Consider the following 14,645-nt stretch of genomic DNA (forward strand, 5'->3'; position numbering starts at 1 on the left):
GCCGGACCACTCCAGCCATGAAACCGTTCCCCGCGCTGCCCGAACTTCCTTTTCTGCGACGGGAAAAGAATGGGGACGTTCTGATCGGCATCCATGTGGTGCCCAACGCCGCCAAAACCGAGATGATGGGCCTGCATGGAGAGGCCGGGCAGCAGGCGCTGCGCCTGCGATTGCAGGCACCGCCCGTGGACGGCAAAGCCAATCAGGCGCTGGTGAAATGGCTGGCCGGTTGCCTTGGCGTTCCGCAGCAGGCGGTCACGCTGGCCCGCGGAGAAGCCTCAAGGCGCAAGCAGTTGCGCGTCAGCGCTGAAGCGGCAAGCCAGGCTGCATGGAATGAATGGCTAAAAGCATTGGACCACCGCGAGCCATAGCCGCGCCGCCTACGACAAGGGAACGATCGCATGCTATTAATTTAATAGCTGGCGGCGCCCATTCTGTCTTGCTCAAGCACTGATTTGTTCGGAATTCAACGTGTAGTTCTGGCCACCGCGCGTGGCGATCTTGAGCGCACCCACCCGGTTCCCCAAGGCGGCGCAGCGGTCCAGCGTCCAGCCTTTTTCGAGGCCAAACAGCAAAGCCCCGCGAAAAGCGTCGCCGCACCCTGTCGGGTCGACCACTGATCCGGCCTTTACCGGTGGCACCAGGGTTTTCTCGCCGCCAATCCAGACCTCGCAACCTTCCGCGCCCAGCGTCACCACCAGGCCCTGCACCCGGCGGGACAATTCGGCGCATGACAGGCCCGTGCGGTCGCACAGCATTTTGGCCTCGTAATCGTTGACGGTCACCCAGGTGGAGAGTTCCACAAAGTGGGAAAGCTCCTTGCCGTCAAACATGGGAAGGCCCTGGCCTGGATCAAAAACGAAGGGGATACCGGCCAGCTTGAACTGCTCGGCATGCTGCAGCATGGCATCGCGCCCGTCAGGCGAAATAATGCCCAGCTTGATGTCATCGCGTGCGTCAATGCGGGTGATATGGGCCTGCATCATGGCACCCGGATGAAAAGCCGTGATCTGGTTGTTGTCCCGGTCGGTCATGATCATCGCCTGGGCGGTATAGGTGTCGCCCACCTGCCGCACAAATTCCGTGCTGATGCCCAGCGTCTTCATGCGCTCCACGTACTCGGCGCCGTCACTGCCGACCGTGGCCATGGGCAGCGGCTTGCCGCCAAGCTGCTGCAGGCTGTAGGCGATGTTGCCGGCGCAGCCACCGAACTCGCGGCGCAGCGCCGGCACCAGAAACGACACATTCAGGATATGCAACTGGTCGGGTAGTATCTGCTCCGAAAAGCGCCCCTCAAAGGTCATGATGGTGTCAAACGCCAGGGAGCCACAAATAACAGCAGACATTCAGTTCTCTCGTTTCAATCAGGGGTAAAAAACCAGGACACGATAGCCAGCCACTCGCAAGGGAGCCGCCGGCGCAGAAGACGGCGGCGACGCTGCAGCTGCAGTGTCCGCATCACCGGATATTTTCATGATGACCAGGCCGGGCATTTCGGAGCGGGGGGCCAGGGTCGGCGATTTGGCGCCAAACTGTGCCGGCGTCAGGATGCGGCGCACCACGGCCTGGTCCTGCGAATCGGTCAGGGTCACTTCCAGGGACGGCATTTCCAGCAGCGTCACACCCGTGTTTTTGAGCGTAAAACTGAGGCGATAGGCATCAGGGCCGATGCGGTTGAAGGTGGAGCTGTCTATGACCAGCGACTCGATATGCCGCGGCGCACGAATGTCACAGTGCAACTGGCCGCAAATACCCTGAAGCGCCGGCACGAGCCGGGGCTCCAGGGCGGCCAGCGTGTCCCTTTGCTGGACAGCCCACTGCAAGACCAGCACGGCCAGCAGCAGCAGGGATAACAAGGCCATGGTCCACCGGGTCAGCGGCCGTTTCCAGAACGCCTTGCGCCTGGCCTCCCGCACAAAAGACACATCGTGCTCCACGCGCGAATCCGGCATGCCGGAGTCCACGTCCGAAAAGGCAAAACTGGAATCATCGTCGACCGCCGGGCGCACCATCACCGGCCGGCGGGCTGGCGGCTCATCCGGCAACACGCTATCAGGCAGTTCCAGCGGATCCTGCTGGCGTTCCTGTTGGGCCCGCTTCCAGCGTACAGGGTCAAAATCAGCCGCACTGTCCTGCGCATCGGCAGGGCCAGTGCCGGAAGGCCTTAGCGGCACCCGGTCGGCAAATGACCTGGCCGGCGCCCATTCCTGTGATTCCGCAGCAGCGGCAACAGCCACGACTGGCGGCGCCGGCGCAGAAGGGACAAATTCCGGCAGCGGCATGGGTTCGGTGTCCCCGACCGCAAACGGTACGGCGGGCACGGGCGATGCCATGTCACGCGGCAGCAGATGCGCGGACGCATCAAAGACTTCAGCGCAATGCCCGCATCGCACCCAGCCCTGTGAGACTTTGAGTTGGTCGGTCACGACTTTGAACATCGTGCCGCATGCGGGGCAGCGCGTAATCAGGCTCATTTAGCGCTGTATTGTAGGGGGCTCACCCCCGCTGACGGCCTGAAAACCGCCATGCGCGGGATTGGGCCGGCTCAGAAGCCGGCGGTCATCAAGATCCAGCCTTCTTGCGCATCGTGCACAGTGAGCTGGCAATAGGGAGCGTAGGCTTCCTTGAGTTCCTCCGCCTGGCGATCCAGAATGCCGGCCAACACGAGATGGCCGCCCTTTTCGACATGCGCGCACAGCAGCGGCGCCAGCACCTTGAGCGGCGTGGCGAGGATGTTGGCCAGCACGATCTGGTATTTGCCAGACGCCTTCTCCGGAAGCCCAGCATTGAGCACCACATGGTTGGCTTCGGCATTGGCGCGCGTCGACTCCACGGCAGCCGGGTCGATGTCGACGGCATCGATTTCGGTCGCGCCGAACTTCGCCGCACCAATGGCCAGGATGCCGGAACCGCAGCCGTAATCCAGGACACGGCCGAGGTTGTTGCCTGCAGCGCCCTGACCAGCCACCCATCGAAGGCACATGCGCGTGGTCGGATGGGTGCCGGTGCCGAAGGCCAAGCCTGGATCCAGGCGAATCACCTGTTTGGCCTCGGCAGGCGGCTCATGCCAGGTCGGCACGATCCAGAATTCGGGGGTGATATCGACCGGCGCGAACTGCGACTGCGTGAGCCGCACCCAGTCTTGTTCCGGCACAGGCTGAACAGCCACCACGCTGCAGGCTGCAAAGAAGTCCTGGGCAGCCAGCACGCCCGCCGCATCGCGCGCCAGAGTTTCAGTGGCAAACAGCGAGACGATTCGCGAACGCTCCCAGCCAGCCCTGGGCGGTGGCATATCGGGTTCACCGAACAAAGCCTGCTCAGCCGGCGTCTGCGCATCGGCGTCTTCCACCGACACACTGAGCGCGTCGAGCGCGTCGAGCGCCTCGCTAAGGGTTTCGACTTCGTCGACAGGAGCCAGCAGGATCAGTTCAAACATCGTTCATCACCAGTTGTACGCCGAGGCGACAGGTATTCAATTCAAGCCGGGGCCGCGGGACTGGCTTTGCCAGACCGCAGGCGCGGCGGCCCCCTCGGGGGGCAGGAAGCTACACGAAGTGAGCGATCGTGGGGGCCACATCCACCGTGGGGGCTTTATCTCTCTCGTTTGGAGAGCCACTCTTCAAGGTAGTGGATATTGGTACCGCCGTCCATGAACTTGGCGTCCACCATCAGTTCGCGGTGCAACGGGATGTTGGTGTTGATGCCTTCCACCACGGTTTCGGCCAGCGCCGTGCTCATGCGGGCCAGCGCCTGCTCACGCGTATCACCGTGAACAATGATCTTGCCGATCATCGAGTCATAGTTGGGCGGCACAAAGTAGTTGGCATAAATATGCGAGTCCACCCGCACGCCCGGTCCGCCCGGCGTGTGCCAGGTCGTGATACGGCCCGGCGAAGGGACAAACTTGTAGGGATCTTCCGCGTTGATGCGGCATTCAATCGAATGGCCTTTGAGCTGGATGTCGCGCTGGGCAAAAGGCAGCTTTTCACCGGCCGCCACCATGATCTGGGTGCGCACGATGTCCACGCCGGTGATCCATTCGGTGACCGGATGCTCGACCTGGACACGCGTGTTCATCTCGATGAAGTAGAACTCGCCGTTTTCGTAGAGAAACTCAAAGGTGCCCGCGCCACGGTAGCCGATCTTTTTGACGGCGGCGACGCAGCGCTCACCAATGCGCTCGATCAGCTTGCGCGGAATCCCGGGCGCCGGCGCTTCTTCGATGACTTTCTGGTGGCGGCGCTGCATGGAACAGTCGCGTTCACCCAGCCAGACCGCATTCTTGTGCTGGTCCGCCAGAATCTGGATTTCGATGTGCCGCGGGTTCTGCAGGAATTTCTCCATGTAGACCTCGGGGTTGCCGAAAGCCGCGCCGGCTTCGGCCTTGGTGGTCTGCACCGCGTGCAGCAGGGCTGCCTCGGTATGCACCACGCGCATGCCGCGCCCGCCGCCACCGCCGGCCGCCTTGATGATGACGGGATAGCCGACCTGCTTGGCAGTGCGCTTGATGACGACCGGGTCATCGGGCAAGGCGCCTTCGGAGCCAGGTACACAGGGCACACCGGCCTTGATCATGGTCTGCTTGGCCGAGACCTTGTCGCCCATGATGCGGATTGATTCCGGCGTGGGGCCAATGAACTTGAAGCCGCTTTTTTCCACGCGCTCGGCGAAGTCGGCGTTTTCGCTCAGGAAACCATATCCGGGGTGGATGGCTTCAGCATCCGTCACCTCGGCTGCCGAGATGATGGCGGGCATGTTGAGGTAGCTGTCTTTGGAAGGCGCCGGGCCGATGCAGACCGACTCGTCGGCCAGCTTGATGTATTTGGCCTCGCGGTCGGCTTCGGAATAGACCATCACGGCCTTCACGCCGAGTTCGCGGCAGGCGCGCTGGATGCGCAGGGCAATCTCACCCCTGTTGGCGATCAGTATTTTCTTGAACATGCGTCGGTAAGCCTGGTTTGGAAAGGAGGCAAGGCGCCCGCTTACTCAATGATGAAGAGGGGTTGGCCGTATTCGACAGCCTGGCCGTTTTCCGAAAGAATCTTGGTGACAGTGCCCGATTTGTCGGCTTCGATCTCGTTGAGGATCTTCATGGCCTCAATGATGCAGATGGTTTCGCCTTCCTTGATGACGCTGCCCACTTCGACAAAAGGCTTGGCGCCGGGGCTGGCAGAGCGGTAGAAAGTGCCCACCATGGGCGACTTGACGGCATGCCCGGCGGGGGCTGCGGGCGCCGCCTCGGCGATCGGTGCGGCAGGCGCGCCGGCCGCAGGCGCCGCTGCGGGAGCTGCTACCATGGCAACCGGCTGCTGCATCACCAGGGGGGCGCCGCTGGATTTGACAATACGCACCTTGCCTTCGGCTTCAGTGATCTCCAGCTCGGAGACGTTGGACTCTGAGACGAGGTCGATCAGGGTCTTGAGTTTTCTTAAATCCATAGGTTCTCTCCAACGACGGTAGATGCTGGCGCGGGATCTCGGCGCAGCTTTTTTGACTGAAAGGCTGGAAACGGCAGGCACTTGACGCGGCCACCGATCTTCCTTCTTTTTTCACTTACTTTCTGCTTTTACGCTTTAAAGCGCTTATCAGTTAATTACTGCGGGGACGAGCCAGGCGGCTTACCCCGGGAAAGCGCAGAGTGTACATCAAGCCGGAGGCCATTCCCAACCGTCTGGCGGCTGGCTGCTCCGCCTCAAAAACCCCGCGGAAGATACCGTTAGAGGCTGTTCCCGGCTGTTACCGAAGGTTTCGATGCAGCACGGCCCATCAGCAATGCCTTGCGCCTAATTGAGCTTGGCCCAGAGCGCCAGGTCTTCCGGCAGGACCTTGCCGATCTTGCGGTGAAGCAGTTCACCCGAGGCGCTGAACACCGCGGTAAAAGGCAAACTGCCGGCGATATTGCCCAGTGACTTGCTGAGCTCCGTTCCACCCAGGCCGGCCATGCCGACCGGGAAATGCAGCGGTCTGGTTTGCAGCCAGGTTCGCACCGCGCTGGGCTGATCGACAGCCAAACCCAGCACTTGCAGGTTTTTATCGCGATTTTCCTGATAGAAGTAATCCAATAAAGGCAATTCCTCTACGCAGGGCGGGCACCAGGTGGCCCAGAAATTCACCAACAGCAGCTTCCCGCGAAAGCTGCTCAAGGACAGGTTCTTGCCGTCGGGCGTGTCGAAGTTCAGGCTCCAGAATGCGTCGGTCGCACTGCCAGATGGGCTGCCGGGAGTAGGCGCCACCACCTTTTCATCCACTGCATGGGGCTGGAATTTCCACCAGGCGACGCCTGCACCCGCCAGGCCGGCCAAGGCGGCGGCGCCGCCATAAAGCATGTTTCTGCGATTCACGTGTTTGAAGTTCCGGTTTGGGGGGAGAGCAATTTTTGCACGGCAGCCAGGTCGCCCCGCGGGGTCCGGCCTTTGACGTCGGGCCGCAGGGCACCGCGCAGGTCGTCGTGGTCATAGACCATCAGGTGCACGCCCACCGTCTCATTCAAAGGTTTGCACACACTTCGCAGGCTGAGCGCTTCCACGCTGTCGCCGGTAAAGCCGGTCACGGTACGCGGCTCGTAGTCCACATTGTGCTCAATCAGGGCAATCTCGGCTGATTTGGGGTCATCGCAGAACAGCTGGATGTAAATGTCGGACAGCCGGGTGGCCGTGCCGTGCCAGACGGCGCCGCCCAGGTAGGGCCGAAATTGCACCAGCCGCTCCATCCAGACCAGCGCCAGTTCACGCAGGGCCGCCAGCTCGGCGGGCTGGGTGTCGGCACAGAAAAGTGCGATGTATTCGCGGACGGCGTCTTCCAGCTCGTCATTGCCCGGCAGCTCGGTACGGGCCGGCAAGGCCATCTGTTTGACGGCGCGGCGTTTGGCCGGACCATATTCCAGCCCTTCTTCCACCACCAGCGCTGCGGCCGTGGCGGCGATTTCGGATTTAAGGGTATGAGGTGTCAAGATCGGCTGGCTTCGGCCAGGAAAGGCCAAAATCGAAGGTCAATGGGTGATGCGGATCAATGATGCGGGTGTGGGCGAAGCGATTGTGCCTTGGGTTGGGTTCCCGCCAGACGCTAAAGTTCACCCCAGCCCACGGCACACCCGACCGCTATGAAATCAATAGCTGGTTGCGCTTATCCATATTGGCCGGGAGGCACTTTTTCCTTGAATTTTCGCCTGGCCACCGGATCCAGGCGTGTGAGGCCCGCGGATAGCCCTGCCTAGAATACAGGCCATGCACATACATATTCTGGGAATCTGCGGCACCTTCATGGGAGGCCTGGCCGCCCTGGCGCGGGAAGCAGGGCACAAAGTGACAGGCTGCGACACCGGCGTCTACCCGCCCATGAGCGACCAGCTGCGCGGTTTGGGGATTGAGCTGATCGAGGGCTACGGCGCCGACCAGATGGCCTTTGAGCCCGACGTGTTCGTGGTCGGCAACGTGGTGTCCCGTGCCCGGCTTGCCGATGGCAGCGCCAAATACCCGCTCATGGAAGCCATCCTGAACAGCGGCAAGCCTTATACCAGCGGCCCGCAATGGCTCTCGGGCCATGTGCTCCACCACCCGACCCACCACCCGACCGGGCCACGCCATGTGCTGGCAGTGGCTGGCACGCATGGCAAAACCACCACCACGGCCATGCTGGCCTGGATTCTCGAAGCTGCCGGGCTGAAGCCGGGTTTCCTGGTCGGCGGCGTGCCGCTGAACTTCGGCGTGTCGGCCCGGCTGGGCGAAGGCAATACCTTTGTCATCGAGGCCGACGAATACGACACCGCCTTTTTCGACAAGCGCAGCAAGTTCGTGCACTACCGCCCGCGCACGGCCATCCTGAACAACCTCGAGTTCGACCACGCCGACATTTTTGACGATCTGGCGGCCATCGAACGGCAGTTTCACCATCTGGTGCGCACCATCCCTTCGCAAGGCCGCGTGGTCGTCAATGCCGCCGAAGCCAGCCTGCAGCGCGTGCTGGCCCAGGGCTGCTGGAGTGAGCAACTGCTCTTCGGCAGCGGCCTGCTGAACAAGAGCGGCTTCATGGCCCACGGCGAACCGCACGACTTTCATGTGCTCAAGGCCGGCGAGGCCGTGGCCCATGTGCAGTGGGGCATCAGCGGCGTGCACAACCAGCTCAATGCGCTGGCCGCCATCGCGGCGGCTGAGCACGTCGGTGTGGCGCCCGAAGCCGCGGCCCGGGCGCTGGCGGAGTTCCAGAACGTCAAGCGCCGCATGGAAGTACGCGGCGTGATCCCGCGCAAAGACGGCGACATCACCGTGTATGACGACTTCGCCCACCACCCCACCGCCATCCATACCACGGTGGACGGCCTGCGCCGCCAGCTGCAAAGCGCAGGCCGGGGCAGCGAACGCATCCTTGCCATCTTCGAGCCGCGCAGCAACACCATGAAGCTGGGCGCCATGACGGCCCAGTTGCCCTGGAGCCTGGAGCAGGCCGATCTGGCGTTTTGCCACGCCGGCGGACTGGACTGGGATGCGCGCGCCGCGCTCGCGCCCATGGGGGATCGCGCGCAGGTGGCCGGCACCATTGACCAGCTGATCGAGCAGGTGCTGGCCGCAGCGCGGCCGGGCGACCACTTGCTGTGCATGAGCAACGGCGGGTTTGGCGGGATTCACGCGAAACTGCTGCAGGCGCTGAAAGCGTGACGGCGAGAATGCCGTGAGCTGAAATCTGTCTTGCTATCAATTTAGCAGCAATCAGCGCATGATTGGCACTGGCTAGAGGCCTGAATTGCTTAAGAAAATCGAGGCGTGGGGACCTAGAAGCTGATGCTTAATGTTGTGACATCTACATGCACAACCGGCTTGCCCAGCGCCGCGCTCGACGCCCGGGCAAATTCCTGAGCCCACTTGGCTTCGGCAAACTTCACCGGCCCAGCCGCCTGGGCCACCACCACCACCTTGTCGGCGGTCAGCAATTTGCCCGTGGGCCGCAGCGGCTCACAGCCCATTTGCGTGAACTGGTCGTCCAGCCACCAACGCGCCACATCGTGCGGCATGGGCTGCACTTCGTTGAGGTCCAGCCGCACCGGCGGGCTGTCCTTGAAGGTCACACTGACTTCGCTGCGCATGATGGGCTCCTGATCGGGGGTTCATGGTCGGCGACTTGCGGGCCTGGTGGCTATTCGCACAAACCCGCGTGGCAGACCTTACTTCTTGGCCCGGCGTGCCTGCACAGCGGTCGAAAGGATTTCCAGCACGTCCAGCGAGTCGTTCCAGCCCAGGCAGGCGTCGGTGATGCTTTTGCCGTATTCCAGCGCTTTGGAGTCGTCCTTGCCAGGGGTGAATTTTTGCGCGCCGGCAGTGAGGTGGCTTTCCACCATCAGGCCGAACACATGGCGCGAGCCGCCTGCCACCTGGCCTGCAATGTCGCGCGCCACTTCGACCTGCTTTTCATGCTGCTTGGAGCTGTTGGCGTGGCTGCAATCCACCATCAGCGTGGCCGGCAGCTTGGAGGCTTCGAGCTCCTTGCAGGCCGCCGCGACGCTGGCCGCGTCGTAGTTGGGCGCCTTGCCGCCGCGCAAAATCACGTGGCAGTCTTTGTTGCCGTTGGTCTGCACAATGGCGACCTGGCCGTTTTTGTGCACCGACAGGAAATGGTGGCCGCGCGCCGCCGCCTGGATGGCGTCGGTCGCGATGCGGATGTTGCCGTCAGTGCCGTTCTTGAAGCCGATGGGCGCCGAGAGGCCCGAAGCCAGTTCACGGTGCACCTGGCTTTCGGTGGTGCGCGCACCGATGGCGCCCCAGGAGATCAGGTCGCCGATGTACTGCGGTGAGATCACGTCGAGGAACTCGCTGCCGGCAGGAAGGCCCAGGCGGTTGATGTCGATCAGCAGCTGGCGCGCGATGCGCAGGCCTTCGTCGATGCGGAAGGTTTCGTCCAGGTACGGGTCGTTGATCAGGCCCTTCCAGCCGACGGTAGTACGCGGTTTTTCGAAGTAGACGCGCATCACGATTTCCAGCGTGCCTTCGTACTTCTTGCGCTGTTCGACGAGTTTGCGGGCATAGTCCAGCGCAGCCATCGGGTCGTGGATGGAGCACGGCCCGACGACGACAAGCAGGCGGTCATCCTTGCCCTGGATGATGTTGTGGATGCTTTTGCGGGTTTTGCTGATCAGCGTCTCGACGGCGGTGCCGCGGATCGGGAAAAAGCGGATGAGATGCTCGGGAGGGGGTAACACGGTGATGTCCTTGATGCGTTCGTCGTCGGTCTGGCTGGTCTTTTCGACGCTCGCATACCAGCTGTCGCTGGCGGAGGTGGCTTTGGCATTCATCGCAGGTTTCCTTTTCTAGATGTCGGTCAATTCGGGGCAGTACACACAATTAAAACGGGCAAAAAAAAACCGCCGGAGGTCCGGCGGTTTTTGGAGAATCGGTGCGTTTTATCGGGTCACGCGTTGATCTCTCTACCGCCGGAAGCGCTTGAGAACCAAAAGTAACCAAAATAAAACTTGGCGGAATTCATAAGCTGAAATGTAGCACAGCTCAAGTTGAGCTATCAACTCACGACAATTTTTGAAGGATTTGCCAGGGAATATCCACGTTGGGGTTAATTGGTTTTCTCTTGGGGTCGGAGGCCAACACATCCCTGAATACTTTATAGCCGGTGGCATAGGGCACAAAAATCCAGAAGTCTTTCTGTCCTCCTACGCTCAATGGCGTGCCATAGCCGGGCATCTCTGAGCCATCCATCACAAGCTGTGCTACATATTTGCGCTCGCCTATCGCAAGAGTGCCGCGATCAAAACACCAACGCGCTCCTTTCGCGTCCTGAAAACATTGCTTCCCAAATATCCGTCCCAGCAATGCATCACTTAAAACAGTCTCACCTATATCGCCAATCCGAATGTATTGAAGCCTCTGGCGCTTGGGATCGTCTTTGGAATAAGCCCAGAGTTTGTCCCCCGAAGCGTTCAAGCAAGCGTTTGAAGCCGCTTCGTGCCATGAAGAAAGCGTCGGCTCACCGGTTTTATCAATCCATAGCGTGGGATAACCATTCATGGGACTGTTTTTACTGGTCACCTCGCTCCAATTTTTTTTGAGGACAAGCTCGTCCCAAAGCTGCTTGGCAACATAGGAGCCGCTGATTTTTTTCAACCTGCCACCGCTATCGCAAGCAGGCTCAGCCCGCACCAACGGCATGCCGCAATAAGTTGCTACGACCCAAACCCCCAAAAAAAAAGCGCACCTGCCCACGATTTCCACCTACAGACTCAGGCCGTCCCGCCCACGGTCAGGCCGTCGATGCGCAGCGTCGGCTGGCCCACGCCCACTGGCACGCTCTGGCCTTCCTTGCCGCAGGTGCCCACGCCGCTGTCGAGCTGCATGTCGTTGCCCATCATGGTGACGCGGGTCAAGGCGTCGGGGCCGTTGCCGACAATCGTCGCCCCCTTGACGGGGTAAAGAATCTTGCCGTTTTCGACCCAGAAGGCTTCGCTGGCCGAAAACACGAACTTGCCCGAAGTGATGTCGACCTGGCCGCCGCCGAAGTTGGTGGCGTATAGACCCTTCTTGATGCTGGCCACGATTTCTTCGGGCTGCTTGTCGCCGCCCAGCATGTAGGTGTTGGTCATGCGGGGCATGGGCACATGGGCATAGCTCTCACGCCGGCCGTTGCCGGTGGGCTTGACCTTCATCAGGCGCGCGTTGAGCGAGTCCTGGATGTAGCCCTTCAAGATGCCGTCTTCAATCAGCACGTTGCGCTGGCTGGCGTTGCCTTCGTCGTCCACGTTGAGCGAGCCGCGGCGGTCGGCAATCGTGCCGTCGTCCAGCACCGTTACGCCCTTGGCTGCCACGCGCTGGCCGATCTTGCCGGAAAACGCGCTGGAGCCCTTGCGGTTGAAGTCGCCTTCCAGGCCGTGGCCGATGGCCTCATGCAGCAAAATGCCGGGCCAACCCGAGCCCAGCACCACTGTCATTTCGCCGGCCGGCGCGGGGCGCGCATCGAGATTGGTCAGTGCGGCTTTCACCGCGTCGTTCACGTATTCGGCGATCTGCGCATCGTCAAAATAAGCCAGGCCAAAACGCCCGCCACCGCCGCCCGAGCCGACTTCACGACGGCCTTTCTGCTCGGCAATGACCGTCACGCTCAGACGCACCAGCGGTCGCACGTCGGCGGCGAGCGTGCCGTCGGCGCGCGCGACCATCACCACGTCGTATTCACTGGCCAGGCCCGCCATCACCTGCACGATGCGCGGATCCTTGGCTTTGGCGAGTTTTTCGACTTTCTCGAGCAACTGGACCTTGGCGGTGCTGTCCAGCGTGGCGATCGGGTCCAGGCCCTGGTAGAGCGAACGGCTGCCGGCCACCTTCCGGGCGGGCGTCTTGACGCGGGCAGCCTTGCCGCCCGCAGAAATGCTGCGCACCGTGCGCGCCGCATCCAGCAGCGACGCCTCGGAAATGTCATCGGAGTAGGCAAAGGCGGTCTTTTCGCCACTGACAGCGCGCACGCCCACGCCCTGATCGATGCTGAAAGAGCCGGTCTTCACGATGCCCTCTTCCAGGCTCCAGCCTTCGCTGCGGGTGTACTGGAAGTAGAGATCGGCATCATCGGCGCCGTGGGAGGTAATTTCGCCCAGCGCGCGGCTCAGATGCGCCTGCGTGAGGCCGAAAGGCGCCAGCAGCAGCTTTTCGGCAATCGCCAGCCGTCCGGATGTGGACTCCGTGGTCGGCCGCGCAGCGGACGAGACAGTGGATTTGTTGGCGGTGGAAGCGGGCGTGGAGCGAAGGAAGGTCATGCGGCCATTGTAGGCAGTCTGCCCTGCCCCGTCAGGGCCTGTGCACAGGCCGGTACGAGGCCCAGGGCTTTGCCCGCCGAGTTCCGGCCGTCGCAAGGCAAGTCGCGGTCATGATGCCTTGCGCGGGCCCTCGGTGAACTCAGGCAATTAGCGGCTGGTAACGCATTGACAGCGCTTCGCGCACCTGCTCCAGGGGTTGACGCCAGTCCCCAGCCTCGGCCTGGCGAAATATCCTTGCGCTCGGATACCAGGGGCTATCGCTCCTCTCCAGCAACCAACGCCAGTCGGGAATGTAGGGAACCAGAATCCAAACCGGTTTACCCATGGCACCCGCAAGGTGTGCCACGCTGGTATCCGACGTAACAACCAGGTCCAGTGAGTCGATCACAGCTGCCGTATCGGCGAAAGTCTTCAGCGCCTCGCCCGGACAGAGGATGTGAGGTTGCGTCTTCATGACAGGAATGTCCACTTCACGAAGCATGGGTTGAAGGCATATTGCCGGCATTCCGTCGGGCAGGGCTTGCAGAAATTCCGCAAGTCGCAGAGAGCGTAGCCGGTCGCGCTTCTGTTTGGCGTTGCCGGACCAAACAATGCCCACCCGGGGGGTAGCAGATCCAGCCAAGGCAGCGAGCCGCTGTTGCCAGGCCGCCTTTTTATCGGGATCGGCTTTCAAATAAGACAAGCTCGCCGGCACAAACCCGGTCCGATGATGCCCCAGGGCCAATGGAAGGCTCATCAAGGGACAATAGCAATCAAACGGCGGCAAGGGCTCATGCTCCTCCAGAACGCGGGTCACCCCTGGAAGAGTCCCCATCAGCTCTTTAAGTCCCGCCTGCACCTGAAGCACCACGCGCGCACCGAGTGCGGCCACTTCCGTGGCGTATCTGGAAAACTGGATGGTGTCCCCAAATCCCTGTTCACACGAGAGCAGGATCGTTTGACCGGCGATAGCCTCCCCACCGAGCCAGAGAGGCTTTGCAAAGACCTTGCGCTCTTTCACGTCTTTTTCTTTCGCGCTTCTGAGCCGCCACTCGTATTCCGTCCAGCCCGTTGCATAGTCGCCATTCAGCAGGGCGCTAAACCCGAGATTGAAATGGGCAGCAAAATGCCCGGAGTCCAGCTCAAGGGCCGTCCGGTAACTTTTGATGGCGTCATCATGGAAGCCCTGTTCACCCAAGGAAATACCGAGGTGAACCAGCGTATTTGCGTCCCCTGGATTGAGATCCAGTGCCCGCCGCATCAACGGAATCGCCCGTGCGAAATCTCCCGCGGCCTCGCACGCGGCCCCCAGGTTGCTCATGAATTGGGCGTTCTCCGGCTCCAGCGCAAGGGCTTTTTCGTAGGGCGCTATCGCCTTGAGCGGCAAATTCTGGGCGCTGTACAGGTTTCCCAGATTGCAGAGAAGCCCGACTGATTCGGGAAATCGGCGAATGCCTTCCTGCATGATCTCTTCCGCCTCCGTCATCTGCTCATGTTGAAAGAGTTCATAGCCCAATTCACGATAGGCCGGTTCAAACTCTGGCGCAAGCAGCACAACCTTCTTGAATCGGTGAATGGCCTGAGATACGTTTGCCTCCCGCTGTGCGAGCGTTCCCAACATGAAATGCGCGTCATGCTGTGTGGGATCCAGACTTGCGGCCTGTTCAAGTGCCGCCTTGGCTTCCAGAAGGTGGCCCTGCTCACTTAATACATATCCGAGATTGATCAGTGCGAAGACATCTTCTGGATCGGCCTTCGTTGCCTCGCCGTAGCACAAAGCCGCCTCATAAAGCTTGCCTTCTGCCAACAAGGCATTGCCATTCTTTTTGAGTTCAGCGCAACGATCCTTGTCAGGCGCACCGACGCTGGCTGCAGCGCTCGACGAAGCCGGCAGGATTTTTCTTAGAAGTCCGAACATGCTGCT

The 14,645-nt window shown here is 61.4% G+C and carries 14 protein-coding genes; 2 read left to right on the top strand and 12 right to left on the bottom strand.

The window, feature by feature from the left end:
• Positions 1-17 precede the first annotated feature (17 nt).
• Positions 18-371, top strand: a complete 354-nt coding sequence (locus AC1DWQ_RS03455) for a DUF167 domain-containing protein (RefSeq protein WP_477668371.1) — start codon at positions 18-20, stop codon at positions 369-371.
• Between the two features lie 72 nt (positions 372-443).
• On the opposite strand, the gene AC1DWQ_RS03460 is transcribed toward AC1DWQ_RS03455, so the two are convergent.
• From AC1DWQ_RS03460 to AC1DWQ_RS03490, 7 genes are all read right to left on the bottom strand, one after another.
• Complete coding sequence (locus tag AC1DWQ_RS03460) at positions 444-1,346, bottom strand: carbohydrate kinase family protein (protein WP_477668372.1); 903 nt, start codon at positions 1,344-1,346, stop codon at positions 444-446.
• 18 nt (positions 1,347-1,364) lie between these two features.
• Positions 1,365-2,474, bottom strand: coding sequence for a DUF3426 domain-containing protein (locus AC1DWQ_RS03465; protein ID WP_477668373.1), 1,110 nt, complete (start codon positions 2,472-2,474; stop codon positions 1,365-1,367).
• Between the two features lie 71 nt (positions 2,475-2,545).
• The gene (gene prmA / locus AC1DWQ_RS03470) at positions 2,546-3,436 is read right to left on the bottom strand and encodes a 50S ribosomal protein L11 methyltransferase (protein ID WP_477668374.1); all 891 of its coding nucleotides are present in this window, start codon (positions 3,434-3,436) and stop codon (positions 2,546-2,548) included.
• A 155-nt stretch (positions 3,437-3,591) separates the two neighbouring features.
• A complete protein-coding gene (accC, locus tag AC1DWQ_RS03475; RefSeq protein ID WP_457281072.1) occupies positions 3,592-4,941 on the bottom strand; it encodes an acetyl-CoA carboxylase biotin carboxylase subunit in 1,350 nt (449 codons plus the stop codon).
• A gap of 41 nt (positions 4,942-4,982) precedes the next feature.
• The gene (accB, locus tag AC1DWQ_RS03480) at positions 4,983-5,438 is read right to left on the bottom strand and encodes an acetyl-CoA carboxylase biotin carboxyl carrier protein (RefSeq protein ID WP_477668375.1); all 456 of its coding nucleotides are present in this window, start codon (positions 5,436-5,438) and stop codon (positions 4,983-4,985) included.
• A gap of 345 nt (positions 5,439-5,783) precedes the next feature.
• Positions 5,784-6,341, bottom strand: a complete 558-nt coding sequence (locus AC1DWQ_RS03485; RefSeq protein WP_477668376.1) for a TlpA disulfide reductase family protein — start codon at positions 6,339-6,341, stop codon at positions 5,784-5,786.
• Complete coding sequence (locus AC1DWQ_RS03490; RefSeq protein ID WP_477668377.1) at positions 6,338-6,949, bottom strand: hypothetical protein; 612 nt, start codon at positions 6,947-6,949, stop codon at positions 6,338-6,340. The genes AC1DWQ_RS03485 and AC1DWQ_RS03490 overlap by 4 nt, the downstream gene beginning before the upstream one ends.
• 274 nt (positions 6,950-7,223) lie before the next feature.
• Between AC1DWQ_RS03490 and mpl the strand changes: the two genes are divergently transcribed.
• On the top strand, positions 7,224-8,651 hold the full coding sequence (mpl, locus tag AC1DWQ_RS03495; protein WP_477668378.1) for a UDP-N-acetylmuramate:L-alanyl-gamma-D-glutamyl-meso-diaminopimelate ligase: 1,428 nt from the start codon (positions 7,224-7,226) through the stop codon (positions 8,649-8,651).
• Between the two features lie 113 nt (positions 8,652-8,764).
• On the opposite strand, the gene AC1DWQ_RS03500 is transcribed toward mpl, so the two are convergent.
• The 5 genes from AC1DWQ_RS03500 to AC1DWQ_RS03520 all read right to left on the bottom strand — a co-directional run bounded on the left by AC1DWQ_RS03500 (position 8,765) and on the right by AC1DWQ_RS03520 (position 14,639).
• Positions 8,765-9,076, bottom strand: a complete 312-nt coding sequence (locus AC1DWQ_RS03500) for a hypothetical protein (RefSeq protein WP_477668379.1) — start codon at positions 9,074-9,076, stop codon at positions 8,765-8,767.
• 78 nt (positions 9,077-9,154) lie between these two features.
• Positions 9,155-10,279: a 3-deoxy-7-phosphoheptulonate synthase gene (locus AC1DWQ_RS03505; protein ID WP_477668380.1), complete on the bottom strand. Its 1,125-nt coding sequence runs from the start codon at positions 10,277-10,279 to the stop codon at positions 9,155-9,157.
• A 229-nt stretch (positions 10,280-10,508) separates the two neighbouring features.
• Complete coding sequence (locus AC1DWQ_RS03510; protein ID WP_477668381.1) at positions 10,509-11,210, bottom strand: hypothetical protein; 702 nt, start codon at positions 11,208-11,210, stop codon at positions 10,509-10,511.
• A gap of 8 nt (positions 11,211-11,218) precedes the next feature.
• Positions 11,219-12,742: a metalloprotease TldD gene (gene tldD, locus AC1DWQ_RS03515; protein WP_477668382.1), complete on the bottom strand. Its 1,524-nt coding sequence runs from the start codon at positions 12,740-12,742 to the stop codon at positions 11,219-11,221.
• 139 nt (positions 12,743-12,881) lie between these two features.
• A complete protein-coding gene (locus tag AC1DWQ_RS03520; RefSeq protein ID WP_477668383.1) occupies positions 12,882-14,639 on the bottom strand; it encodes a tetratricopeptide repeat protein in 1,758 nt (585 codons plus the stop codon).
• Positions 14,640-14,645: the final 6 nt, after the last annotated feature.

The organism is Polaromonas sp. P2_G11, assembly GCF_056403595.1.